At 44.3% G+C, this 26026-nt stretch carries 26 protein-coding genes; 3 read left to right on the forward strand and 23 right to left on the reverse strand.

Annotated features, from left to right (window positions below):
• Positions 1-112: 112 nt before the first annotated feature.
• The 9 genes from OCV19_RS18710 to OCV19_RS18750 form a co-directional block, all read right to left on the reverse strand.
• Positions 113-1036, reverse strand: coding sequence for a metal ABC transporter substrate-binding protein (locus OCV19_RS18710; RefSeq protein WP_065677074.1), 924 nt, complete (start codon positions 1034-1036; stop codon positions 113-115).
• Positions 1037-1038: 2 nt separating this feature from the next.
• The gene (locus OCV19_RS18715; protein ID WP_065206162.1) at positions 1039-1914 is read right to left on the reverse strand and encodes a metal ABC transporter permease; all 876 of its coding nucleotides are present in this window, start codon (positions 1912-1914) and stop codon (positions 1039-1041) included.
• Positions 1914-2648, reverse strand: coding sequence for a metal ABC transporter ATP-binding protein (locus OCV19_RS18720; protein ID WP_065677075.1), 735 nt, complete (start codon positions 2646-2648; stop codon positions 1914-1916). Before OCV19_RS18720 ends, OCV19_RS18715 begins: the two co-directional genes overlap by 1 nt.
• On the reverse strand, positions 2648-3583 hold the full coding sequence (locus tag OCV19_RS18725) for a metal ABC transporter solute-binding protein, Zn/Mn family (protein ID WP_050622351.1): 936 nt from the start codon (positions 3581-3583) through the stop codon (positions 2648-2650). The genes OCV19_RS18720 and OCV19_RS18725 overlap by 1 nt, the downstream gene beginning before the upstream one ends.
• A gap of 45 nt (positions 3584-3628) precedes the next feature.
• Positions 3629-4222: a DUF6162 family protein gene (locus OCV19_RS18730; RefSeq protein ID WP_065677076.1), complete on the reverse strand. Its 594-nt coding sequence runs from the start codon at positions 4220-4222 to the stop codon at positions 3629-3631.
• Complete coding sequence (locus tag OCV19_RS18735; RefSeq protein WP_065677077.1) at positions 4219-4554, reverse strand: hypothetical protein; 336 nt, start codon at positions 4552-4554, stop codon at positions 4219-4221. The genes OCV19_RS18730 and OCV19_RS18735 overlap by 4 nt, the downstream gene beginning before the upstream one ends.
• A gap of 116 nt (positions 4555-4670) precedes the next feature.
• On the reverse strand, positions 4671-5507 hold the full coding sequence (locus tag OCV19_RS18740) for a DUF4198 domain-containing protein (protein ID WP_065677078.1): 837 nt from the start codon (positions 5505-5507) through the stop codon (positions 4671-4673).
• Between the two features lie 100 nt (positions 5508-5607).
• Positions 5608-6126, reverse strand: coding sequence for a DUF2271 domain-containing protein (locus tag OCV19_RS18745; protein WP_065677079.1), 519 nt, complete (start codon positions 6124-6126; stop codon positions 5608-5610).
• 71 nt (positions 6127-6197) lie between these two features.
• Entirely contained in the window at positions 6198-6827 is a 630-nt protein-coding gene (locus OCV19_RS18750; RefSeq protein ID WP_065677080.1) for a PepSY-associated TM helix domain-containing protein, read from the reverse strand.
• A 451-nt stretch (positions 6828-7278) separates the two neighbouring features.
• Between OCV19_RS18750 and OCV19_RS18755 the strand changes: the two genes are divergently transcribed.
• A complete protein-coding gene (locus OCV19_RS18755; protein ID WP_048612629.1) occupies positions 7279-7599 on the forward strand; it encodes a hypothetical protein in 321 nt (106 codons plus the stop codon).
• Positions 7600-7759: 160 nt separating this feature from the next.
• On the opposite strand, the gene OCV19_RS18760 is transcribed toward OCV19_RS18755, so the two are convergent.
• The 7 genes from OCV19_RS18760 to OCV19_RS18790 form a co-directional block, all read right to left on the reverse strand.
• Positions 7760-8938 (reverse strand): tetratricopeptide repeat protein, encoded by a 1179-nt coding sequence (locus OCV19_RS18760; protein ID WP_065677081.1) that lies wholly within the window; start codon positions 8936-8938, stop codon positions 7760-7762.
• Positions 8935-9555 (reverse strand): energy transducer TonB, encoded by a 621-nt coding sequence (locus OCV19_RS18765; RefSeq protein ID WP_065677082.1) that lies wholly within the window; start codon positions 9553-9555, stop codon positions 8935-8937. Before OCV19_RS18765 ends, OCV19_RS18760 begins: the two co-directional genes overlap by 4 nt.
• A 19-nt stretch (positions 9556-9574) precedes the next feature.
• Positions 9575-9979: an ExbD/TolR family protein gene (locus OCV19_RS18770; protein ID WP_004731145.1), complete on the reverse strand. Its 405-nt coding sequence runs from the start codon at positions 9977-9979 to the stop codon at positions 9575-9577.
• A complete protein-coding gene (locus tag OCV19_RS18775) occupies positions 9976-10536 on the reverse strand; it encodes a MotA/TolQ/ExbB proton channel family protein (RefSeq protein WP_004731144.1) in 561 nt (186 codons plus the stop codon). The genes OCV19_RS18770 and OCV19_RS18775 overlap by 4 nt, the downstream gene beginning before the upstream one ends.
• The gene (locus tag OCV19_RS18780) at positions 10536-11912 is read right to left on the reverse strand and encodes a MotA/TolQ/ExbB proton channel family protein (protein ID WP_065677083.1); all 1377 of its coding nucleotides are present in this window, start codon (positions 11910-11912) and stop codon (positions 10536-10538) included. Before OCV19_RS18780 ends, OCV19_RS18775 begins: the two co-directional genes overlap by 1 nt.
• A complete protein-coding gene (locus OCV19_RS18785; protein WP_050622345.1) occupies positions 11912-12679 on the reverse strand; it encodes a DUF3450 domain-containing protein in 768 nt (255 codons plus the stop codon). Before OCV19_RS18785 ends, OCV19_RS18780 begins: the two co-directional genes overlap by 1 nt.
• Before the next feature lie 194 nt (positions 12680-12873).
• On the reverse strand, positions 12874-14970 hold the full coding sequence (locus OCV19_RS18790; RefSeq protein WP_065677084.1) for a TonB-dependent siderophore receptor: 2097 nt from the start codon (positions 14968-14970) through the stop codon (positions 12874-12876).
• A 560-nt stretch (positions 14971-15530) separates the two neighbouring features.
• Between OCV19_RS18790 and OCV19_RS18795 the strand changes: the two genes are divergently transcribed.
• Entirely contained in the window at positions 15531-16835 is a 1305-nt protein-coding gene (locus tag OCV19_RS18795) for a dicarboxylate/amino acid:cation symporter (protein ID WP_065677085.1), read from the forward strand.
• A gap of 185 nt (positions 16836-17020) precedes the next feature.
• Here OCV19_RS18795 and OCV19_RS18800 read toward each other — a convergent pair whose 3' ends face one another.
• The 3 genes from OCV19_RS18800 to OCV19_RS18810 form a co-directional block, all read right to left on the reverse strand.
• Complete coding sequence (locus tag OCV19_RS18800; protein ID WP_048668964.1) at positions 17021-18406, reverse strand: sensor histidine kinase; 1386 nt, start codon at positions 18404-18406, stop codon at positions 17021-17023.
• Positions 18403-19068: a response regulator transcription factor gene (locus tag OCV19_RS18805; RefSeq protein ID WP_017062555.1), complete on the reverse strand. Its 666-nt coding sequence runs from the start codon at positions 19066-19068 to the stop codon at positions 18403-18405. The genes OCV19_RS18800 and OCV19_RS18805 overlap by 4 nt, the downstream gene beginning before the upstream one ends.
• Before the next feature lie 80 nt (positions 19069-19148).
• Positions 19149-19622 carry a LabA-like NYN domain-containing protein gene (locus OCV19_RS18810; RefSeq protein ID WP_004731130.1) on the reverse strand — a complete coding sequence of 158 codons (474 nt, stop codon included), beginning with the start codon at positions 19620-19622 and terminating at the stop codon, positions 19149-19151.
• 269 nt (positions 19623-19891) lie between these two features.
• Here OCV19_RS18810 and OCV19_RS18815 point away from each other — a divergent pair, with 269 nt between their 5' ends.
• A complete protein-coding gene (locus OCV19_RS18815) occupies positions 19892-20443 on the forward strand; it encodes a DUF4174 domain-containing protein (protein ID WP_065677086.1) in 552 nt (183 codons plus the stop codon).
• Positions 20444-20494: 51 nt separating this feature from the next.
• Here OCV19_RS18815 and cobA read toward each other — a convergent pair whose 3' ends face one another.
• The 4 genes from cobA to nirB all read right to left on the reverse strand — a co-directional run bounded on the left by cobA (position 20495) and on the right by nirB (position 25386).
• Positions 20495-21271: a uroporphyrinogen-III C-methyltransferase gene (gene cobA / locus OCV19_RS18820; RefSeq protein WP_065677087.1), complete on the reverse strand. Its 777-nt coding sequence runs from the start codon at positions 21269-21271 to the stop codon at positions 20495-20497.
• A gap of 278 nt (positions 21272-21549) precedes the next feature.
• Positions 21550-22365 (reverse strand): formate/nitrite transporter family protein, encoded by an 816-nt coding sequence (locus OCV19_RS18825; protein WP_017062558.1) that lies wholly within the window; start codon positions 22363-22365, stop codon positions 21550-21552.
• Positions 22366-22488: 123 nt separating this feature from the next.
• A complete protein-coding gene (nirD, locus tag OCV19_RS18830) occupies positions 22489-22812 on the reverse strand; it encodes a nitrite reductase small subunit NirD (RefSeq protein ID WP_065677088.1) in 324 nt (107 codons plus the stop codon).
• 15 nt (positions 22813-22827) lie between these two features.
• Positions 22828-25386 carry a nitrite reductase large subunit NirB gene (gene nirB / locus OCV19_RS18835; protein WP_065677089.1) on the reverse strand — a complete coding sequence of 853 codons (2559 nt, stop codon included), beginning with the start codon at positions 25384-25386 and terminating at the stop codon, positions 22828-22830.
• Positions 25387-26026 lie beyond the last annotated feature (640 nt).

The raw sequence follows: 26026 nt of genomic DNA on the forward strand, positions 1-26026 counted from the left end.
TTAAAACTCGCAGTCCTCTTGTCCAAATCTCCGTACTGAGTCAATGGATAAGAACAAAAAAGCAGCCTTTATTTGGGCTGCTTTTTTGATCCTACCATTTTAATCGCGCTGATTAGCCTTTGAAAGGCTGTACTTCCCAACGGGTAAACGGTGATTTTTTGTTGATTCCTGCTCTACCCCAACGATCAACAGAATCCACCACTAAGATACGCTCATTCGGTACCAATGATTTAATCAAGTTAGTTGGCTTTTTCGCTGTGACTAACCATAGAGTATCGTCTTCCGAAAACATCTCTTTAAGCTTGGCTTTGTCTTCGTCTGTCCATTCCAGTTCAGCTTTGAACATACGCTCTTCAACAAACAGTTGGCTGCCAGAGACAAAATCTTCCAAGCTTTCTGAAAGCAGCAATACTGAATCTACGTCATTATCTAGTAATACCGCTTGCTGCTTGTTGATCAGTTCACGAACATCCAACATCACACGCTGTAAGTTGCTATCAATCGTTTCAGCTTGCGCAGGCCACAACAACTTAAAGTCGTCAGCCACAATTGCAGCCATACGCGTTAAGTTGGTCGGATTTAACCACGCGTATTTAGACACATCACCATTCGACAATGTAAGCGCTGCAACACCTTGTGCACGCGGTGTGATCGCTTGAGCCGCATCCACCTCAACCAAACGGATATTGCCTTGTCTTGCGTATACAAAGGTAGGATCCGCTTGCCAGATGGATGACAGTGTTACCGCAACGGTCGCCTTTTCGCCCGATTGAAGCACTTTACTCGCACCCTTTGTACCAAACCAATTCGGCAGGCGGTCAATACCGTAACGCTTGGGTGGTAGATATTCGGTCGTAATGTCGGTGCCTTTGGTTAGCTCTGTCGCTAACGCGTAAGTCACAGGTGTACTGGTTAGGATGTCTTCTGCATTCACGTTCAGTGACAGCACAGAACCAGCCATTAACACACTACCAAGAACACTCACTTGAGCCGTTGCTTTTACTGAGCTAGCGATACGATTCATTAAACAAGTCATGATTACGCCTTTCTTACAATTCGGTAAAGCGTTGCTGCTAGGAAAAACGTTGCAGAAACGATGATGATTGACGCGCCCGATGGCACTGGCAGTTTTAGCTCCATAGGCAACACAGTTCCGACTAAACACGCGATGGTTGCGAGTAATGCTGAAAGCAGTACAAAGCTCCCCATGCGTTTAGTCAGCAATCGAGCGGTCGCACCTGGAATCAGCAACAACGCACCCACTAAAACCGCACCCACTATTTTCACCGCTGCAATCGTTACTAAGGTGATCATCATGACAAACAGGTAGTCGTAGAAGCTGGTGTTATAACCACGAACCTTGGCAATATCAGGGCTGATACAAGTAAGGAGAATACGGTTGAACGTCGGTATCAAGAGCAAAATGATGATCGCGCAGCTGCCCGCGAGAATCGCTAAGTCTTGGTCTGTTACCGTTAGAATCGAGCCAAACAGTACGTTCTCAAGCATATGGATGTTGATCTTGCGCGCTACGTACATCAGCAATGCCGCACCCACTGCCAGCGCTAGCGCTAGAAAAACGCCAACTAAGGTATCGTATGGCACATTGGTTCTGTTTCTTACAAAATGAAGAAGCAGAGCGAAGATCATACAAAAGCTAAACAGACCAATGATTGGGTTTTCCGGTGGCTCGCCAAGCAAAACACCAATAGCGATACCGGTTAATGCTGCGTGGCCAACGGCTTCTGAGAAGAAGGCCAGACGCTTAGCAATCACCAAAGTACCGAGGCCACCTAGTAACGGGCCAAGTAATAGCGCCGCCACCAAGGCGTTCACCATGAAGGCATACATGAAGCTGTCGGATAACCAGCCCGCTTCCACACCACTAATGGCAAGTTGTCGTAACCAATCCATTACGCAACCTCCTTCGATTTGGTCATGGCAGAGCCACTGCTGTAGTGCTGGAATAAGCTTTCAATCTTACTTGGATGTAGTACCTGTTCGTGTGGACCACTATCCACCAAGAATCGATTCACAACATGTACGTTAGCTTCAAGGCGACGCACTGCGGTTACATCATGGTGAACCGCAAGGATCGTACGATCTTCATTAACACATTCACGAATCAGTGATTCAAGATAACGAACGCCCTGCTCATCCATACCGGTCGTTGGTTCATCCAAAACCAGTAGGCTTGGATTATCCAATAGCGCTTGAGCAAACAACACACGTTGCTGCTCACCACCCGACAACTGTCCCATTCGGCGATCGCTACGAGTCGCCATACCCACTCGATCCAATTGCGCGAGTGCGAGATCCAATTGCTTAGATTTACGACGCCAAAATAGAGGAATTCGAGTTTGGTTAAGCAATACAAAATCCATTACCGTCAAAGGTAAGCTTGATTCGAAGGTCGCTTTTTGTGGAACGTAACCGATGCTTGGCTTTTCTGGCCAATGAATATTGATTTGACCAGAGAAAGGCGTCAAACCAAGAACAGAGCGTAGCAAAGAGGTTTTACCACCGCCGTTTGGCCCCATGATCACATGGCACTCACCCGCTTTAAGTTCTAGTGAAATTTCGTCAAGAATGACGTTGTTGTCGTATTGCAGACCAAGTTGATTGATTGAAATCGATGGACCTAACATTATGCGTTCCCGCTTTTAGCTTGGTTCGCCGCCGCAAATTTCATTGCTTCGATTAACGTCTCAAGGTTCTTTTTCATCTCAACTTCGACTTTATCGTCTTCATATTCGCCGTGCGTCATGTGAGAAAAACGGTAAAGCTGAACACCTGTTTCCGCTTCAATCGTGTCAACAAAACGGTTTGGCATGTTTAGCTCGTAGAACAGAACATCAATGCCCGATGCACGGATCTTTTCGATCGTCTCTTGCAGCTGGCTCGCACTTGGTTCAACACCGTGTGCAGGCTCAATCACCGCCGCAACATCCACACCAAACTCTTGCAAAATATAGCCATAAGCATTGTGCGTGGTCGCTACCTTCATACCTGATGTATCTAGCTCACCTAATGACAACATCGCATCGCGCTTCATAAAGCGAAATTGCTTTGCGTATTTACGTGCATTCTTACGATAAAAAGCCGCGTTGTCTGGGTCGAGCTTAGAGACTTCACTCGCGATGGTGTAAACCTTTTGAATTGTTGTCGAAAGTCCAACAAACGTGTGCGGATTCACCGCGCCTTGACCCACAGATTGACCTAATGCGGGAAGTAAAGGCACTTCTTTGTTCGCTTCGATCACCACTAAGTCATCACGTTGCGCAGCTGAGATTACTTTTAGTGCGAAGTCGTCATGGCCAATACCGTTTACCACGATGGCGTCCATCTGGCTCAATCGCTTCAAGTCGTTCGGTTGTGGCAAGTAGTTATGCGGATTAAAGCCAGCATCAACCAAAGGAAGGATGTTCACTTTGTCACCCACCACGGCTTTTACGTAACTGTAGTAAGGCTGAAGGGTTATGCCAATCGTCAGCTTATCGCTGTCGACCTTGTATTCTTTTGCCAATGCATTGGGTGTCATTAACACCGCCAATAACGACATCAATAGAGTCATAATTCGCATAGTAATTCTCTTATTATTAGTGAGCATTTTTATAAGCCGGATTGTTTAATGAGAAGAAGCATCATGCTGCTCAACTTCTGATTCATTGACGACCACTTTCCAGCCAGCAGATTCAAGTGTGTTCTCATCAAAATTAGTCGGTTGACTTGCTACGCCGCCAAAGAAAATCCAGATTTCAGGAGAGACACTGTTGGCGTTCAAAATAAAGGAATCAGCGAAGCCGTGTTCGGTTGGCGTAGCTTGTTCACTTGGTGCAGTATCTTCACTTGGCGTAGAAAAGTAATAACCACGCTCGTCCAATAACCAAGTATGAGAACCTTTGCGCTTCCAACTCTGGTCTTCAACAAATGGCGCGACCCATTCATCTTTCAGTGACGCAACACTTGGCCATTCGCCGTCAGAGTCCATATGCAGGTCGCGAATCTCTTCATGAGCCAAGCGAAGCTCTGATAACATCGCCAAGTTTTCTTGCTCGACATCGGTCACTAAGATTTGATGATCAAGTACCGCTTTGATATGCGATTCTGCTTGATGAAATGGGATAGCAACCGTGGCAAAGCTCAGAATGAACGCAATGATCAGCCCTACCCATTTGCCTTCTCTGCCGCCCGTGTCAGCACGTACGCCTTGAATCATCATTTTTCGCTGATCTCAACAACGTCTACTTCAACAGGAAACTCGTGGCCTGAATCAAACACAAGGTAGAACTCAGTGTCAGGGTTTGGAAACTCAACAATAGAGCGCTTATCCGTCATCTCTTTTGCAATCAAGTTGTCTTCGTAGTCATACATCTCAACCGCGTAATCAATCGCTTTACTACCGTCTGAATAGCCCGCTTCGCAAGCCACAGTTTTGCCTTCAAACCAGCAGCTCATCAATGGAAAGTGTGCTTGCGCAGGTAATGCAGCGAATCCAAGTCCCAGAGCCAAGCATGGAGTGATTATCGATTTTAGTTTTATTTTTATTGTCATGGTTCGTACCCTAGCCACAGTGCAAATTCTCAGTAGTAAACTGAGCGATAAAGGGCTCAAATGAGCCCTTAAGTTTTTTGGTTGCTTAATCAGGGATCTAGCCCCGACATCACAGACTATTGAAGCAGTGCTTCGAACGTTAGGTGAACGTTCGCGCTTGCTTTGTCTGCCAGTGGGTTGTCAATCAACTCACCTTTGTAGTTCGCTTTCATTACGTAACGACCCGCTACATCTGGAGTGAACGTGATTTCGCCGTTCTCGTCGCTCACTACATCAATCTGTTCTTGGTGGTTGCGGTAAAGCGTGCCTTCACGAGTGATCTCAGCTTTCACGTCTTTTTGAATTTCACCGTTGTAGAAGAATTGGAACGTTACTGGTTCGCCTTCAACGATGTCTGAAGGGTGTGTCACAGGCTTCATTTCTAGAAGCTTCCCTTCAATTTTGAATACTGAATCCGTTGGCATACCTACTGTGATGTAGCTTTCAGCGCGAGTGAAGCTGATTTGTGTTACCACGTCACGTGATTTTTCAGGAAGTACAGAGTCACGTTCCGCTTTGTTTGCTTTGATCCATTTCACAGTGTCACGACGGCCCGCTTTGTACTGTGTGTAGTAAGATGGCTGGTTGTTAATTGCAACTTTGTGTGTACCTTCTTCTTCAAAGTAGAAATCGAAGATTGAACGACGTTTACCGCGAACAACAAAGTTAGGACGCTCGCTACGGCCATCAGGCATGATGACATGTGCATTTTCGCTGCCTGCAGGCTTATCAAAAACAAACGTACCGTGAGACGCAGTCACATCGAACGTTAGCCAATCACCGCCTTCTTTCGATACGGTAAAGTGTGATGGCAAAATCCAACGTGGGTGAGCTTGTGCCGTTGTCGTTGCTGCTAGGCCGAATGCCATCACACCCGCTAGAGCAAGTGCTTTGATTTTTGTCTGTTTCATCATGTTCAATTCCATTATTTATAATTGTTAGCCGTGTCGCTCTATCTGAGCCTACGATGACCACTGTCTATTCTGTTCTGCTTGGTTTTACTGTTCGCACTTACTATTTAGCGATGTAATTCAGTGTGATTTCACCCGTCTCTTCTGTTGCCTTTAGCTCATAAGAAGCGTTTGAATCTGTGAGTGATACTTTTTGACGAAGATAGTTACGGCCGCCGTGTTCACGAACAACTTCGATATGAACCGTGTATTCGCCTTGCTCTAGTGCTTGGCCATCATCACTCTTACCATCCCAAACGAAACGGTACTTGCCAGCTGGACGCGTAGCGGATGTTACAGCATCAACGAGTTCGCGATCGTAACGTCCAACTTTTCTCCACCAGCTGCGTAGATCTTTCAGCCATTCATCTTTACCGACCCAAAGCTCAATGGTTTTCACTGATTTTCGTTCGCTGTTCTCTACCCACACCGCCACATAAGGACGCGCATACATAGAGGTATCAATCTTTGGAAGCTCGAAGCTCACATCAAGTTTTGCCGTATCAGAAATCGCTTGTGCCATGCCTAGGCTTGGCAAAAGAGATAAAGCAAGAAGCGCCTTGCTCCAGTTCATTTTTTTCATGTTTAACAACCTTTTAAATCCGTTTAACCTTAAGTTCGTTCTTCAATCCGATTCATCAATCGAACCAAGCGTTAAGGCACGGCGACAAAATAGATAGCAAGTGAGATTACAGAGCCAAATACCGTCCATTTAATGGAAGTATTAAGCGTCTTTTTCTTAGGTAACAGTAAGCACACGCCAGTCAGCACAAAGAAGACCATCAGTAGTGCTGTGATATCGATGAACCATTTCCACACTTCACCGCTGTTACGACCTTTGTGTAGGTCGTTCAACAGGGCAATCACGCCGTAATTCGTGGTTTCGACCTCGACCATTTCAGATGTCACGTCAACAAATACAGATGCGTTGTAACCTGGTCCTTTGAAGTCCATGGACACTTCACCGATCAGCAACTCACCGTCTTCAATTTCAGCGTAGATGTCTAAACCAGAAGGAACACCGGATAAATTAGCCTCTTCAAACAGAAATGCTTCGAAGGCACTTTCGTCGGCTTTTAATCGCCCGTCTTGGATCGTGAACAAACTCGTTGGAAGCTCTAAAGTAGAGCGTTGGATATTGGGTTGGCTTGATTCAAATAACTCAGGTCGGTTCAGGGTGATACCTGTGACTGAGAAAAAAAGAACCACGAACAGAAGCGCCATAGAAATATAAACATGAAGTCGACGAGCCCATGACTGAACCGCCCTACTTTTTAACGACATACAAACCAATACCTATAAATTTTATGGCGACAATTTAGTTGATAATCATTCGTATTGGCATTCAATTTACATTGTTTACGTTTGCCGAGTGGCGTAAGGAAATTTACATAACATTACATGGGAAGTAATCGAACTGTATGCATATTCTTGCTAACGTGTACTAAAGGGATTTGATTCGTTCTATTAGAGGTTATCGATAACAGGGGGCAAAGCTCAAAAAACTCAATCTCAACACGCTTGATTGAGATGGGTTTAAGGTAGCAGTTGTGGCTTTAAGGATAGAAAGTTGGAGCTATTTAAGCTTCGTGACTATTAACCTTCGGAGCTATTTGATCTTTGGATCATTTTGAAGATCATACACAAACGGCGGACTCTTCGGTTGATGCGGTTTGTTAAATACAGACGAATAACCAGTTTAACGATAGCTAATTAGGCTTAAAGGGATTTTGAAATGCGTATTATTGTTTTGGCTTTTACCGCGCTTGTAACAGCGTGCAGTAGCCAAATGAGCAACACAGAAGAGCACGTCCAAGAATACATCGGTTCAGACATAACCGATGCACAAGAGCAATATCTAACCGAACGCTCACGTCCTATCAGCTTTTGGGCATCTCGAAACTATGCTTGGGTTGAAACAAAGAAACCACTAGATAATGGTTACACTTTACATGCCTTTAAGAACCCTTATCGAGACTGCACCATTAACTGGGTCGCTAACACCAGTGGCGCAATTCAAAGTGCAACGCTTAGTGGCACGATGTGCGAGCCTTAAACAATCCAATCCAATCCAATCCAAGGCTAGATGAGCTAAAGTCCCAAGATGGGCTTAAGTCGCCTAAATTAAAAAGGGTGTCATTTGAACGATCAAATGACACCCTTTTGCTTTTGTTGGTTCTTATGTGCTGTTCTTGTCTTCTGTTTGCGATGAGCGGTTAGACGTTTCCGTTATCGCTTACCGTTCTAAGCTGAGTCAGGTATTTGATCCAACCTTTCGCCTCAGAAGATGGCTCAATGTTGTTCGCACGCTTGGCTTGAGCAAGGGCGTTATCAAGATTCTTTAACTTGTACCATGAACGCACTTTCGCTAACGCAACGTCGGCTTGTTTGTTTTTGTCTTTCACTTTATCTAAAACAACCAGAGCTCGGTCGTAGTAACCTTGCTGAACCAATAGCTGAGCCACATTCCAATGATACTGAGTGTCTTTTTTAGACGCTAACGTCCACACTTCAATCGCATTGTCCCACTCTTTCGCTAGCTGCCAGTAGGTTGCTTGCTCTGCTAGAAGTTGAACGTCGCTGTTCGCATCATCTAGCTTACTAATTTCTTGTGCTGCGCGCTCTGGAATACCACGTTTCGCGTAAAGCTGTGCAAGCAAGCGGCGATCTGAGTTCTTCAGATCAACACCTTGTAAATCAGCCAGTGCTAACGTGTTCAATGCATCGCGATTACGTTCTAGTCTTAACTGAATACCCACAAGTTGACGCCACCAGTTATCTTTCTCTGGTTGAAGTTCAATCAGGCTTTCCAGTGTAGGAATCGACTGTTTCCACTGCTTTAACTGAAGCTGTGCGCCCAGTTTTAGCGATAGAGGTGATAACTCTGGTTTTGAATTGAACTTGTCATGATTACCGATGGCCACTAGTACTTTCGACCAGTTTTCAATTTGGTATTCAGCTTGTGCAATTCGCATCCAAAGCGTGTCTTTCTTTTCCTTTTCAGGCGCTGTTTTCACTAACTCGTAGTAGTGCGGAAGCGCGTTTTTGAACTGCTGATCATTTAATAACAGATCAGCAAGCATACGCTTCGTTATCCAAGCTTGTTCATCCACCAGTAAATTGGTATCGACGGCGTATGTAAGCTGCTTAATCGCCGCGTCGGTTTTGCCATCTTGCCAGTAAAAAACACCCAACATACGAGCTACGTATGCTTTGTCGTAACCTTTAGAAAGCTCTAAACCTGCAAGTACATCAATTGCCTGTTTAACCTGTTCATCTTGAGCAAGCTTATGCGCCTTTTGAACACGAATGGCAGTATATTGAGATAGCTCTTGCGCTTGTGTTGTAAGGGGCATTAACAACAAGCCCACTAATATCCATATCTGTTTCATCATTTTGCCAACTTAAACTCTAGTTTCACGGTTTGACCAACCTGAGCTATCGCTTTTCCATCGACGACTTTTGGTTGATATTTCCATTTTTTAAGTGCTCTCATCGCTTCACGTTCAAACATACGACGTGGGTTTGCTTCAGTGACTTGAATGTCAATTGGGCGTCCCGTTTCGTCGATGGTAAAAGACATAATCACATGACCTTCAGCGCCACGCTTCAGCGCTTTAGCTGGGTAACGAGGTTCTACTCGATACAGAGGCATTGCCTGTTGGTTTGACCCAAAATCAGAAAATGTCGGAGCGTTAATCGCTAGGCCGTCAATCGATGTATTCAAATCCAAAGAAGGCAGTGAAGACATCGAATTCAGAGGCGCAACTTCAGCTTGTGACTGAGACGTTTGCGCTTCCGGTGGCGGCTCTGGCATTTCTGGTTTTTCAGGAACTGCACGTTGTCTTCTTTGGACTTCTTGTTCTTGTTCCACCATTACCATGTTGAAACTTAACGTCTCACTGTTGTCTGGTGAACGTTGGTGGCCATTATCGACCATCCAAGCCATAAAGGAAAACAGAGCTAAGCCCAATGCACCCGCTAGAGGTAAAGCAAGAAATAGGCGAATCATTTATGAAGATCCTCCAAGATCATCGCTTTTCAGCAGCAAGCGCGATGTTTTTAACACCCGCACCTTTAGCGGCGTCCATCACTTTAACAACCGTACCGTTGTAAGCGTGTTCATCCGCTTGAATAACCAAAGAAGCATCAGGTTGTTCTAGCAACAAGTGTTCTAATGTCGCTTGAACACGCTCAACATCAACAACACGTTTATCGATGAAGATGTCATTCGCAGAAGTAATCGCAACAAAGATGCCCGCATCCTTTTGGCTTACCACGTTAGACGCTTGTGGGCGATTGACTTCAACCCCTGATTCACGAACAAATGAACTGGTCACAATAAAGAAAATAAGCATGATAAATACAATATCAAGCATCGAAGTAAGGTCTATTTGAGCCTCTTCGTTTTTTGAATGACGTCGACCGAGTCTCATCGTTGACTCCTTAAAGATTTTTCTAATTTCAATTCTAAGCGGTTACACACTTTCGCTAAACGAGCGTGAACAAACATGCCTGCTAATGCAGCAACCATACCCGCCATGGTTGGCAGTGTTGCCAACGAGATACCTGAAGCCATCAATTTAGGGTCACTGCTTCCTTGAGTCGCCATGACATCAAAAACAGAGATCATACCGGTGACGGTACCTAGCAAACCCAGCATCGGACAAATAGCGACTAACAACTTAATAAAGTTCAAGTTTTGGTTAAGTAAGATACTCGCTTGCCCCAACCAACCTTCACGAATGGCTTTGGCATGCCAAGAAGAGTGATCTTCTCTTTCATGCCACTTAGTAATCCAAGCTTGGCGCTGCTTTGGAAAGTAGAACGCAAGATAAAGCACGCGTTCTACCACAAGCACCCAATAAACTAGGACGACAGCCGCTAGCCACCACAGGACGAAACCGCCCTGCTCCATAAAGCTTGATAAAGACAGCAGCCAGTCACTCGTTAACCAACTCGCTGGTAATAGAGAACCCGACAAAATATCCATTACGCAGCAGTCCCAACTGGTGAAACCACAGCTTTTGATTCAACCGTTTTTTCTGCCTGCTCAGCAACAAGGCCAATACCTTGTTTCTCAAGAATGTTGCGAATGTTTTCAGCCTGAGTGCTAAGAATGTTGTGTGCTAATAGCAGAGGCATTGCTGCAACAAGACCAAGTACGGTTGTTACCAGCGCCATCGAAATACCACCCGCCATCACTTTAGGGTCGCCATTACCGAACTGTGTGATCACTTGGAATGTTTCGATCATGCCAGTTACGGTACCTAGAAGACCTAACATTGGAGCAAGTGCCGCTAGAAGTTTTAGCATCGATAAACCTTTCTCTAGGTGAGTTTGTTCATCCACTACCGCTTCTAAAAGTCGTAACTCTAGTGCTTCAACGGTTTGGTTTTGCTCTTTGTTGTAAACCGCAAGAACACGACCTAGAGGGTTATCACCCGCTTGCTCTGGGTTCTTAAGTTGAGCGCGAATTTTCTGACGAGCGATAGCCAAAGAAATACCACGAACTAATGCGATGATTAAGCCAATTGCAAGCAAGCCAAGAATCACTTTACCAACCACACCACCCGCTTGAAGGCGATCAGTTAAGCTTGGTGTTAGCGCTAGTTGCTCTAGCATGAACCCACGAGAAGGATCGACAAACACATTAGATACTTCGCCATTCGCAATTGAAGAAAGCGATGCCAGTGTTGGACCATTTGATGGCTGTTTCAGATACGCAATCGCATCTTCACGCTGAGTGTTCCAGCTAACATAGCCTTGGTCTGTTACTAGGCCGATTGAACCTAAACGATAAGCGTCGACAGTTTGTGTGTTGCCTTCACCATTGATGAATGCAATTTGAGATTTGCTAAGCTCAGAGCTCGCTTGGATCTGTTCAACCATGCTCATCCACAAACCGGTCAGCTGTGGCATTGAAGGCAGTGATTTAGCATCAATGATTTGATCAACAGTTGCAGTGTGTTCCGCACGATCAACACTATTCACGGTTGAGCTAAGCTCTGCGCCGAGTTCTTTTGCGTTTTGACGAACGACACCGAACAGCTCGCCTAAGCTACCGGTTTCTAAACGCAGCTTCTCTTCTAAGCGAGCAAGCTTGTTTTCGTTATCACTGAAGGTTTGAGTCAGAACATCTGTCGCACCTTGGATAGAGGTACGTTTCGCTTCAAGCTGAGCTTTGATCGCTTTCAGTTCTTGTTCTGTCTTTTTGAAATCAGCTTCACGCACTACGTTGTGAGAAGCTTGAGTTCGACTCTCTGATTTTACTTTATTAACTAGCTGAGCCGTCATGTCTGATGCAGAATAAGCAGAAAATGAAATAGACGTAATGCAAAGCAATGCTGCTAATGGTTTTAAGTTCATTACTTAACCTCCGCAACAGTTAGAGAAACAGGTAAAGTAATTAGGCTTGGAGCCGCTTGTTGGCTTGCAATGTCGTAAGCTTTATCTAGCTCAGATTTCATTGAAGAATCTAGCTCCTGCCACTGATTTTGTGTTTGATTCCAAGACCAGTATTGGCTGCCATTTAGGTTACGAGCCACCAAAGAGATACGACCTAAGTGCAACACGTCAGCTTCAATCGTTCTGTCGCTGCTCAATGCAACGCGGCCTTGATAAGCACCAAGCTTGATGCCGTAGTCCATCTCGATTTGGTAAGCTTCTAGGATACGACGGTATTTCTCAGCATCACTCACATCAGCACGAGTCATCATTGCTTGCAGCTTTTCAACTCTTTCTAGACGCTGCTCTTTCCTGATTGGCACATCTTGCTCAACTAACTGTTGAAGGCCATCAATCATCTGATACATCAAAGGCACGACACCTTGACGTGTGTATTTGATCTCGTCGATCTGCCCTTCAATGCTCTGAGCTTCTTGATTCTGGCTTTCAACCAATGCAGCAAGGTGATCGTGATAGATTTCTAAGTTTTTAACTTCTTCTTGCAGACGCTCAATCTCAGCTTGAAGCATTAAAGTCGCTTGTGAGCTTTTATCAATAACCTTTTGGCTCGAAGCCGACGCGTTATTGGTCTTGTTTTGAATTGATTGAGCTTGATCCAAGCTGTTTGCCATAGAAGACGTTGCAACCAAACTGATGGCAAGCGCTAGGCTAGTTTTTAAAAGATTCATAATTGTAGTCATTTACTATAGAAGAAGGTCAAATACATTTTATTGATAAATACTATTATTGATAAGCACTCTCATTATCATTAAAAGTCACTCGCATTACTAGGGATATTTTTACTGAATAGCAGAATCACGAAAGGGGAAAGCCGAAACTTTCCCCTTAGTATTTAGGCTAACAATAGTACCCTACTAACAAATTAGTATTTTACCTGTAAAGTCGCCATGTAGTTACGGCCTTCGCCGATTACTACGTCTTCAGCAAATTGGTGGTTTGAAGATGTTGAACCGCCGCCCGCTAGGTATTCTTTATCAAATACGTTCTCTACTGTTAGACGCGCTACGAAATCAAGAGAATCGTCGTACTTAAGTGTGTATGCAGCACCCATATCTACACGAGCGTAACCGTCTTTCTTGAACGTGTTCGAACTATCACCGTAACGAGAACCTTCGTAGATAAGACCCAGGTTCACATCAACTTCGTTTGTTGCTGCATAAGTAGACCAAACGCTTGCTGCGAACTCAGGTACGTCTACTGGACGGTTACCTTCATATGTTTCATGATTCGTGATTTCAGCATCTAAGTACATTGCAGAACCAGACATTGAGAAGCGCTCTGAAATAAAGCCTTGTGCTCCTAGCTCAGCACCACGGTGAACTTGTTCGCCACCTTGTGTCTTAGTCCAATCACCTGATGCTGTATCTTCTACATCCATAGAGATGTTTTCTTGTGTAATATCGAATACCGCACCTGAAACGAATAGACGCTCGTCCATCAGTTCCCACTTAGTACCGACTTCGTAAGATACACCTGTCGCAGCATCAAGAAGTTCGCCATCGTTCGTGTAATTACGGCTACCGCTAGAGACAACACCTTGTGGTTCAAAGCTTTCAGAGTAAGAAGCGTAAATGCTACCGTTTGATGCTGGGTGGTAAATCACGCCAAGCTTAGGTGCAACGTTTTCTTCTGCAACACCATCACTTACTTTACGGTCGAAACGAGCGCCCGCAAGAACTTGCCATTCGTCATTGATAGTAATCAGATCTTGAATGTAGAAACCCCAAGTATCGTAAGTGCTCATCTTACCTAGCGATGTTGGACCCACTGACGGTGCTGGTACCGTTGCATCTGGTGCGTATTCACCGCTGCTGAAGCGATCCATACCACGATAATAGCTGTAGCCTAACCAGTTAGCGCCGAATAATAGTTGGTGCTCTGTGCCCGCAAGATCAGCGGTTGTTGTTAGATCGACGTAAGCCGTTCTGAAACGCCATTTATCGTGACGGTAGTTACCACCTTGAGTGACTGTACCCGAACCATCAGGGTTCATATTTTTAAAGCTTGGGTAGCTTTCCATATCGATACGTTCGAAATCTTGGTAGTTGAAACCTGTTTTTAAAGACCATGTGTCAGTCAGGTTAGCAGCAATATCAAAACCAATGTTCTCAACATCGTTTTCAATCTGTGACCACTGCGCATCCCAGATGTGTTTGTCGCTACCTACTCGATTGCCATCTAGTGTGTATAGCGCACCAGAATCTACGCTGCCTTCATCGTTGGTCTTGTCGTAGTGAACAGAAACCATTACGTCTTCAGTTACATCGTAATCAACAAATACACCACCAACAAAACGCTCTGTTTGTGGTTCAGTACCGTCACCGTATGTTCTCCAAGAGCCGTAGCTTTCTTTAGACACAATTGCACGACCACGTAAAGTTTCAGCATCGTTCAATGCGCCACTTACATCAACAGTCGTACGAGAGTGATCATTCGATCCTATGTCTTGGCTTAAGCTTACTTGCGTATCATAAGTAGGCTTCTTGCTTACCATGTTGATCAAACCACCTGGTGCAGAAATTCCGTAAAGAAGACCAGAAGGTCCTTTAAGTACTTCAACACGTTCTAGAAGCTCGATTGGCTGACGGTAGTGAGACCAATGTTGCTGGCCATTTTTAAGGAATCCCGAAGAGCTTTGTACCGAAAAACCACGCAAAGAAAAACGCTCGCGGTTACGGCTTGTACCACCCGCACTTACACTTGCGTCATTCTTAAGAACGTCACCTAGCGTTGTTGCACGCTGTTCATCGATGATTTGCTCATCGATTACTGAAACTTGTCCCGGAGTCTCTAATTGAGTCGCCTCCATGCGCATTGCTGTTGTGTTCGTGTCGGCTTTATAACCGTAGTCACGACCTTCAACAACCATATGCTCGTCTGTTTTTACTGTTTCTGCCAATACTGCTGGTGAAGCTAATACTGCGCCGATCACTAAAGCCAATGGGCTCTTTGAAAACATGTCCTTTACTCCGCTTTTATTCTTTTAGACGAGCACTCTGTTAGTTATTCGATGTGCTCGCTGAACCGTTTCCGGTACCACTGAATTATTTCGGGAGAGAATATAAGTGATAATTATTACCATTTGCATTAAATTTACATTCTTTGCATTCGTAAAGTTTTGTAAAGGCGTGGCGGAAAGGCGTTTTTATAAAGTTAAACAAAACCAATTCAATACAGATATTTAGAGAACATTTACGCTTGAAAGTGGTTGTCGCCATCCAGTTTTTTTGAAACTGCGTTATTGGCCGGGTCAATTTAAGGTGCGACGATCCATAAGAAAATCATCTCTTCTTATTTACTACCTTTGAAACGACAGCTTTATGTATAAAATTCTCGATAAATGTAAATATGTGGTGAATTATTTTGTTTGATTTTGTTTGATTAACGGAATTATCAGTGATTTTGATCACATCTATAATTCCAAACTCATTTTTTGTTTTTCGATTTGAACAACCGACTGCTAATCTCCTGCTCACTTTGAAAAGGTATCAAAGTTATAAATAATAAGGAGTGTTCTAAATGAATACCAAGAAACCTATGTCTCTGACTGGTCGAGTAATCCTCGGTATGGTCGTAGGTATATTAACGGGATTCGCCATTCAATCCCTTTTTGCAGACAGCGGATTTGTTAACAACTACATCGTTAACGGACTCTTTGAAGTAGGCGGACAAATCTTTGTCGCCAGTTTAAAAATGCTTGTTGTGCCTCTAGTCTTCGTTTCACTAGTGTGCGGTACAAGTTCTCTTAAAGACTTATCAACTCTTGGCCGTATGGGTGGCAAAACGCTTGCACTTTATATCGGTACTACTGCCGTTGCCATCACTCTAGCATTAACTATCGGTAACCTGTTCCAACCTGGAGCTGGTGCGGATCTTACTGCTGCGAGCTCTTTCAAATCAGCGGATGCCCCATCTTTAGGCCAAGTTATCATCGACATGTTCCCAACCAACCCTATTCAGGCGATGGCTGAGGGCAAAACGTTACAAGTTATCGTATTTGCAGTGTTGTTTGGTATCGCAATCAGTGCAGCGGGCAAACCCGGTGAACGTATCGCTGCAGTTTTCTCTGATCTAAACGAAGTGATCATGAAGCTAGTTGCGCTACTGATGAACCTTGCTCCTTACGGCGTATTCTTCTTGATGGCGAAACTGTTCTCTGGCCTTGGCTTAGGTGCAATTTGGAACCTAGCAGAATACTTCTTAGTACTTGCAGGTACCCTACTGTTACACGGCTTGGTGACTTACAGTGCGATGCTTAAAGGATTCACAGGTCTTAGTCCGATTACGTTCCTACGTAAGATGGAAGATGCAATCATGTTTGCATTCTCAACGGCATCTTCGAACGCAACAATTCCAGTAACAATGGAAACAGCTAAGAACCGCATGGGCGTAGACAACAAAGTCGCCTCTTTCACAGTACCACTAGGTGCAACTGTGAACATGGACGGCACTGCAATCATGCAAGGTGTTGCGACGGCGTTTATCGCGCAAGCGTACAACATCGACCTTTCAATGGCTGATTACCTAATGGTTATCCTAACGGCGACACTGGCGTCTGTTGGTACTGCAGGTGTCCCTGGTGTTGGTCTTGTTATGCTAGCAATGGTATTGAACCAAGTGGGTCTGCCGCTTGAAGGTATTGCTCTAATTATGGGTGTTGACCGCCTTCTTGATATGATTCGTACCGCTGTAAACATCACAGGTGATAGTGCCGTATCTATCATCGTTGCTAAGTCTGAAGGCGCTCTAGACGAGTCTCGCTTCAACGACCCAGCAGCAGGTGAGAAAGAAGAAGAAGTTAAGCTAGCTCGCCAACAAGCATAATCTCGCTTATCTTATGCTCTTGTCTTCAAGCTTAGGCGTAATTAATGGCTACGCCTAGCCCATACCAAAGCGCATAAAGAAAAACGCCACTGCAGATGCAGTGGCGTTTTTTATTGGGTATCGCTTAAGTCAGTACTACTGAGTTGGGACAGTTATCAATTTAAGGTAATTATCAATAGGGAAAGCTAATCACCGATTGGGAACATCAAGTTCACTCTCAATCCCCCACCTTCTCTATTCTCAGCGGTTACATGTCCATTCATCACACCCATCGCTTCTTTAACAATCGCAAGACCTAGACCGTAACCACCAGACTGTTTGTCTCGGGCTGATTCTATTCGTGTAAACGGGTCGAATATACCTGCAATCTTGTTATCAGGAATACCATCACCGTCATCTTCTACAGATATGACACTGTAACGTTTATCTATTACCTGTTCATATGTCGTCACGACAACATGAGCGTTTTCACCCGCGTATTTAATGGCATTCCCGACCAAGTTACCAATCACTCGAAGCAGCAGCCTCTCATCCACGTTCACCATTGAGGTCGGTGTCTCTAGAGAGCCAATCAAAGTTTGATTCGGTTTTAAATCGTTTTGCATCTGCGCGATCAACATTGAACAATAGTGCTCAAGATGCATTAAACTTAACTTGGAGTCATAGCGAGAGGTTTCTAAGCGGCTAAATTCAAGTATCTCACCCACCAGCTTGTTCATCTCTTCTGTTTCATTTTCCATTCGCTCTAGCAAACCAATGCTTTTATCATCAACCTTGCTTCGCAGCAGGTGTAGTGCGAGGTTTTGCCTTGCTAATGGTGTTCTTAACTCGTGTGAGACATCACGAATCAAACGACGTTGCTTTTCAGCCAGAGATTTAATCTCAAAGGTCATATGATCAAAATCGTGTGCAAGCTCGTTGAATTCGCGCGTGGTGGAGTTCAACTCCGACACCACACTGACCGTGAAGTCACCTTGAGCCAGTCTGCGGCTCGCTTCCCTTAATCTATCCAACGGTTGCTGAAGGCTTTTGGCCATGATAATCGAGAACAGAGACAGTACGACCAATGCAATCAATGCTTTAAGCATATAGGAGTATGGCGCAAAAGATTTAGCGGGATGAAATTGGTGCGGTAGTTGGATAACCAGTGTTTTACCGTTATCCAATGGCAGACCGAAAATCGGCTTACTCACACGATCACTAAGTTGGTGATCTAATGTTCTTAAGTATTTGAGCTTAAATTCAAAATGGGGGTGCATGTGACGATGTGTGATCGGACGATTGTCTTTGTCGATGACGAACAGATAATACTGCTGAGCATTACCCCAGTCCGCGAGTTCATCCATGTCCCCTTCTTCAATCAACACATTCGCTTGGTAAGCAAGGTCGAGCATTTCCGCCTTAACCGATTCTGGCACTTTAAGCAGCGCTTTCATCAAGGCTCTTTCTGCTACCCCTTGCAGAATCAAAATACTCACCAAAATGACGGTTAGGTAACTGAACAGTTGGAAAGTGAGTCCGTCTTTACGCTTAGCAATAAAATCAGGGCAACGCAGCAGCTTTTTACTCATGCTCCGACCGACTCTAGGTAACTGTAACCTTTACCACGAACGGTTTTAATATGTTGTTTAGACAAACCCGCCTGAACGAGCTTTCTACGTATATTGCTGATATGCATATCTAAATTACGATCAAAAGGACATAGTTCTTTCTTCAGTACATGGATTTGCAAATCAGATTTTGAGACGACAATACCATCGTTTTTAACTAGGTAATCAAGCAAGTCTTTTTCAGTGCCGGTTAATGGCAAACGAGAGAGTTGTTCGCACAAGCCGTGATTAGAGGAAGCTAAAGATTGTCTTTGGCGTTCAAAACCCACTCGGCGCAAGATCACCTTAATACGGGTTAAGAGTTCAGGAACATTGAAAGGTTTAGCGATGTACTGGTCGGCCCCAGCTTGGTAACCATCGAGCATTGAGGCATCGTCGTTAAGCGCGGTTAGCATAAGAATGGGAGTAGCAAAACGCTGACAAATACGTCTTGCTACTTGAATGCCACTTAGGTTCGGAAGCATTACATCGAGTAGAACCAAGTCGACGGGGTGAGATTGAATAAACTCAAGCGCGGACTCACCGCAATGAACAGTATCAACGTGATACCCCTCATTTTCTAACACTTCACCCAGTAACTCACACAACTGAATATCATCATCAACAACTAAAACGCGAGACATTGCACACACCGATAAATAAGAACTGTTTGCATTCTAATTATCGTTATTATTGATTTCAATTATAAAGTGCCCAATTTCCTCTATAGAAGAAAATCTTTTTCAATCGGTACAAATTTTGAGGCAGAATCGATAAGATTTTGAGCAGTTAACCCCGGAACACCATACACTTCAACAGGCTTGCCAAAGCGCTCTTTGATTCGCTCTACAAGGATTTCGAAATCACCGTCTCCTGATACCAAAACAATCGTATCAACCGTCTCAGCAAGTTCTATCGCGTCTAACGCAATACCCACATCCCAATCGCCTTTTGCACTGCCATCTCGACGCTGAATAAACGGCTTTAACTTCACATTAAAACCCACACCACGAAGGATATGGTGAAATTGACGCTGCTTTGGATCTTGGCTTGAGATTGCGTAAGCATTAGCGGCAACAACGTTACGCCCTTCCGTGGCAACATACCAAAACTGGTTATAGTCGAAGTTAGAACGGTATTTGTCGCGCGTCGTGTAGTAAACGTTCTGAACGTCGACCAAAATTGCTATGTTTTCCATAAATTCATACCTTTAGATTTTCCGTATACCCTATTCTATTCACTTATAAAATGCGAGTCGCTTTACTCAATAAAAATGAACCTGCCAGCTATCGTTAACGTAAATCTAATATCTTTAGCGTAAAGCTAAGTGTCTTCACGTAATCCTAACTATGCTTATTGTAAGTGGATTTGTTTTGAACGTTTCTTAGGTGGGTCTGATCTTCACCTTCTTCTTTACGTAGCATTCAAATCGTACTGAGGCTTAGAACTTTTAAAGGGAGGTTGGCAATGCTGCACCGACAAACACACAAATCGAACGTAAGCATCGACACAACCAAAGCGATGCAAACTTTAAATCAACCATCAAACTCTGGTGTCTGGTTTAGTTTGCTTAAACTACTGACCATCAGCACGGTATTAATCATGAGCTTAACCATCAATTCAGTACTCGCCTACCCCGCCTATTCTCACTCAAAGCCTGTGCCGCACCGCAGTGTGATTTATTTCGCTCCAAAGGAAGATTCAGTCATTAAAGAGTTTCTGAATGAAGTGTTGCTCAATAACTGTCAATTAGACGAGCGAGACGTCGTCATTATGGTTATTGCAGAGAGTGGTTATACAGTCCCGACTTGGCTAGAAGAAGAGTTTAACTTAGAGGCTGTCACTAGCATTTATGAAATCCCGAAAGGATCACATACCGCTGTTTTGATTGGCAAAGACGGAAAAGAGAAGCACCGGTGGAGTGGCAAAACAGATTGGAAACAGATCACCAATATCATTGACGAAATGCCGATGCGCCAACAAGAAATGCAGCGACAAGGCAGCCGCTGCAGTATTTGATTCTTGCTGAGCTCAGTAGTGGCTTAGAGAGCCAACTAGAAGGTCAAACGATTAAGCTTGCTTGTTAAACCAAGCCAGTTTTTCATGGAGCTGAGCCACGCTGCCTACAACAATCAATGCTGGGCTCTTTGCGACACTAGCAAGGTCAGCCAAATCACGTAACCCACCTCTAAACACCTTTTGGTCTTGGCGAGTACCGTTTTCGATGATCGCAACCGGCATGTCCGCTCGCATACCGTTATCCAGTAAGTTTTTCTGAATGTTTGGACTCTCTTTCAAGCCCATGTAAAACACGATGGTATGGTTGTGCTGAGCAAGAGATTGCCAGTCAATATCTTCGCCATCTTTCTTCAAGTGGCCGGTAATAAACTGCACGCTTTGTGCATGATCACGGTGCGTCAACGGAATGCCCGCATAAGCCGTTGCGCCTGCAGCTGCTGTGATGCCCGGAATCACTTCAAATCTCACATCATTCTCAGCTAACGTTTCACACTCTTCACCACCACGGCCAAAGATAAACGAGTCACCACCTTTTAGGCGTACTACGTGCTTGTTCTCTTGCGCTTTAGTGACCAACAGTTGGTTGATCTGATCTTGCGGTACACAGTGATGATCAAGCTTTTTACCCACATACAGCATTTCTGCTTCTGGGTTAGCCATCGCCAAAATATCTTTTGATACCAAGCGGTCATAAACGACTACATCAGCCTGTTGAATAACACGTGCCGCTTTTAGGGTAAGTAAGTCTGGGTCACCAGGGCCCGCTCCTACTAATGAAACCAATCCTTTGGTTACTTCTTTAACATTCGATGACGATACTTCTGACATGCTGTGCTCCGAAGGTTTGCTTGTTTTATCTCAAGCTTCAATCTATATGATAAGTCACTGTATTCATGATGACTTATCCAAATCCTTAACCCTTAGACTATCAGGTGTTGATATAAATATTCAGTCTAAATACTAACGAAGATAGAAGTAATTATAACAAAACAGTCTATTGCGAGTAATTTGCGCAATAATCTAAGGACTTTCGAACTAAAAAAGCCCCAAACATATTGTTGGGGCTCTTAATCTCATACTAAATTACGTTTCACCCTAAATTAGGATTACTTAGCACCTAGAGAAGGTGCAGTTTTAGCGTGAGTTAGGTATAGAGGAACACACGTCATTAATAGACCACCAACGATGTTACCTAGGATTGTTGGGATAAGGTTGAAGTTCAACCATGTCGCGATACCAAAATCAGCGCCAAGAATCATACCTAGTGGGAATAGGAACATGTTTACCACTGTGTGCTCAAATACGAGTGCGAAGAAGATGAAGATTGGGAACCACATCATTGCTACACGGCCTGACACTGTACGAGCAGTCATGTTGCCAATCACACCTAGACATACCATAAGGTTACAGAAGATGCCGCGTACGAAACACGTGATCCATCCGTCCATTCCCATATTTTCAAAACCTAGGCTACGGCCCGTAGAAACAGCAATGAACTTTTGAGCAACAGCGTTTGGTTCTAGAGAGAAGTTACCTGTTAAAGAAACAGCCACTAGGAAAGCAACAATCAAAGAACCGATAAGGTTACCAAGACCAACAATACCCCAACAACGCAGGATACGGCCCCAAGTGATGCCTGGACGGTTGTCGAATTTAGCCAAAGGAGCAAGGCCGAAAACGCCAGTTACTAGGTCATAACCCATCACACTTAGAATCACGAAGCCAACTGGGAACACTAGTGCGCCAACAAGACCAATGCCTGTTTGTACCATTGCTGTAATTGCAACAACAACCGCTAGAGAAAGGATGATACCAGCCATAGTGCTTCGAATCAGAAGATCGCGAGTACTTGTTTTAGTTTTCGCTTCACCCACATCAATCATCGTTTGAACGAATTCAGCTGGTTTGTAATCAGGAGACATAAGGTTGTCCTTAAAAAGTTTAAATTAAAAGTTAAAATTGGATAGGAAAAGGCTCTAGTTGCCGAGTTAAGGCAATATCGAGAACTAGAACCCTTGAACTATCAAATCTTACTCATCCGAAGATTAAGCAGAGATTTCTACAGCGCCTTTGGCAACACGAGCTTTGTACGCTTTCACGTTGAAGTTGTCGTCTTCCATGCACAAACCTGTTGCTAGGTTAAAGCGTTGCTTCTTAAGTGGGCTTGCCACCCAAAGCTCTTCTTTGTGCTCAACAATCAAACCACGTGATAGCACGTTAGATTGGAAGTATGGGTCTGTGTTGCTAATCGCGAATACTTCTTCAGCCTTAGTTGGGCGGAAGATAGCTACTTGCTCACCACCAACCAATGCACAAACACCAGTACCTGGGATAATGTCTTCGATCTTACAAACTTTGGTAAATGCCATGATGTCGTCTCCCAATTAAACCAGTTCAACGTGAAGGATATCGCCCTTCGCTTCAGGATGTTTCTCAGTGAATGTCGCTGGACGGTGTTGTTCACGACCATCTTCAACAAACACAACGTTATCATCACGGTCATCAGCATTGATGAAGTGTGCAAAGCGCTTAAGTTGAGCTTCGTCGTTGATTGTATCTGTCCATTCACAAGCGAAGTTATCAACTAGGCCAGCAATGTCAGTTTCAAGTTGGTCATTAATACCAAGCTTGTTGTCTACAATCACTTCACGTAGGTAATCAACACCACCTTCTAGGTTGTCCATCCATACCGAAGTACGTTGTAGTGGCGCAGCCGTACGGATGTAGAACATCATGAAACGGTCGATGTACTTGATTAGCGTTTCTTGGTCTAGGTCGCTTGCAAGTAAGTCTGCGTGACGAGGCTTCATACCACCGTTACCACACACGTACATATTCCAACCTGCATCAGTCGCGATGATACCTAAGTCTTTACCTTGAGCTTCAGCACACTCACGAGTACAACCAGACACACCAAACTTCATCTTATGAGGCGTACGGATGCCTTTGTAACGATTCTCGATCATCACGCCAAGACCAACTGAATCTTGAACGCCGTAACGACACCAAGTAGAACCAACACATGTCTTAGCCATACGAAGTGCTTTTGCGTAAGCTTGACCCGTTTCGTAACCTGCGGCGATTAACTTTTTCCAGATTGCTGGTAAGTCATCTTTTTGAGCACCGAACAGGCCGATACGTTGTGCACCAGTGATCTTAGTGTAAAGGTTATATTCAGCCGCAACATCAGCCAGAACGCTTAGCGCTTGAGGCGTTACTTCACCACCCGCCATACGAGGGATAACAGAGTAAGTACCGTCTTTTTGCATGTTACCTAAGAAGTTATCGTTGGTATCGTGCAACTTCACTAGCTCAGGCTTAAGGATGTGTTCACCCCAGCAAGAAGCAAGGATAGAACCTGCTAGAGGCTTACATACTTCACAACCGTAGCCTTTACCGTATTTCTCTAGTAGCTCATCGAACGTTTTGATTTCTTCGATGCGAATTAGGTGGAAAAGCTCTTGGCGAGAGTAAGCAAAGTGCTCACACACATCGTTCTTAACTTCTACGCCTGCTTTAGCAAGTTCAGCATTAAGTACTGAAGTCACTAGTGGAATACAACCACCACAGCCAGTACCCGCACCCGTTACTGCTTTGATATCTCCGATTGTGTGGTGACCTTCAGCAACCGCTTGAGCGATCTTGCCTTTCGTTACATCGAAACAAGAACAGATAACTGCAGATTCAGGAAGAGAGTCTGCGCCAAGTGTTGGTTTTTCAGCACCAGCGTGTGCAGGAAGAATCAACGCATCTGGGTGTTCTGGCAGGTCAATTTCATTCAGCATAAGCTGTAGAAGATCACCGTAGTCAGACGTGTCACCAACCATTACCGCACCAAGAAGCTTCTTGTTGTCTTCAGAAACGATTAGGCGCTTGTAAACTTCTTGTTCTTCGTTTTGGTAAACGTAGCTCTTACAGCCAGGAGTACGACCGTTCGCATCACCGATAGAGCCTACTTTCACGCCTAGAAGCTTAAGCTTCGCAGACATGTCAGCACCTTCAAATGTGCTTTCGTTGCCAACAATGTGGTCAACTGCGACTGTCGCCATTTTGTAACCAGGAGCCACTAGGCCGTAGAACGTTTGGTTCCAAGAGGCACACTCACCGATTGCGTAGATGTCTTTGTCTGTCGTTTGACAGTGGTCGTTAATCTCAATACCGCCACGAGGCGCAATACCCAGCCCCATTTGACGAGCAAGTTTGTCTTGAGGGCGAATACCGGCAGAGAATACGATGAAATCAGTTTCTAGCTCAGTACCGTCTGCAAAGCGCATTACGTTACGAGCTTCAGTGCCTTCAGGAGCAATCTCAAGCGTGTTCTTACTCGTATGTACGTTAACGCCCATACGTTCGATTTTTTGACGAAGTTGGTTACCACCCGCTTGGTCAAGCTGCTCAGCCATTAGCTTTGGAGCAAACTCAACAACGTGTGTGGTTACGCCAAGTGCTTTAAGTGCGCCTGCCGCTTCAAGGCCAAGTAGGCCACCACCAACAACAACGCCAGATTTAGAGTTCTTAGCCGTCGCTTCGATAGCTTTTAGATCTTCGATGGTGCGGTAAACAAAACAGTCTTTACCTTCGTTGCCTTTGATTGGCGGAACGAATGGGAAAGAACCGGTAGCAAGGATAAGTTTGTCGTATTGAATTTCACGACCAGTGCTTGAGTAAACTGTTTTCTTTTCACGGTTAACGTTAATAGCACGTTCGCCGATCAGCATGTTGATGCCGTGTTTCTCGTAGAAGCCTTCTTTAACTAAAGAAAGTTCGTCCGCAGTATGGTGTGAAAAATAAGAAGAAAGGTGTACACGGTCATAGGCTACGCGAGGCTCTTCACAGAACACCGTAATGTCCATGTTAGCAACGTCTGTCTTCTCGACTAAATCTTCGATATAGCGATGACCGACCATCCCGTTACCGATTACGACTAGCTTCATCTTGCTCATAAGAATTCCTGAAGGTTATATATTTCTTAACTGAGCGAATAATGAATTATGAAAGAAAATGAAAATATGATGTAAATCAATTACGAAATCGAACTACCCAAAAGGGGTAGAACAAAAGAGGTAGAAGTGGCTAATTTTACGCCATAGCAAACGAATAACCATAGGTTTGATAAGGTTTAGAGGCGTTTTATAGGCAATTTCACACACAAGCATGCTTGTTGTAATATTTCACAATAGACTAGCAACAACGCAAGTAAATGACAATCATTTTCATTTGTAGTCATAAGAAGTGTAATAACTCATGAAAGCGTTACAGGTTCATGAGCAACTGTGTATAAATGTGAAGAACTGGATAACCAAAAACAGAGTCGTCCCGCTCCCCTACCCATTAATTCCATTTATAAATCGCACACTCGATTAGCTTAGGTTGTCTTACTGAGCTACTAACAGTTTTCGTCAAACAATTTTCTCAGAAATACGTTTGGCCAACTTATACAACTTGTGCAATAAAGCGCCTTGATAACGTAGAACTCCGTAAAGCAGATCAATCAGATCGAGTAATTTAGCCAGAAGTTCGATCTAATGAATGGACGGCGTTAAAAATTAGGAAAGCGGGAAGAAATGGAATTTCAGATAGCAA

The organism is Vibrio celticus (genome assembly GCF_024347335.1).
GTDB classification, from domain to species: Bacteria; Pseudomonadota; Gammaproteobacteria; order Enterobacterales; family Vibrionaceae; genus Vibrio; species Vibrio celticus.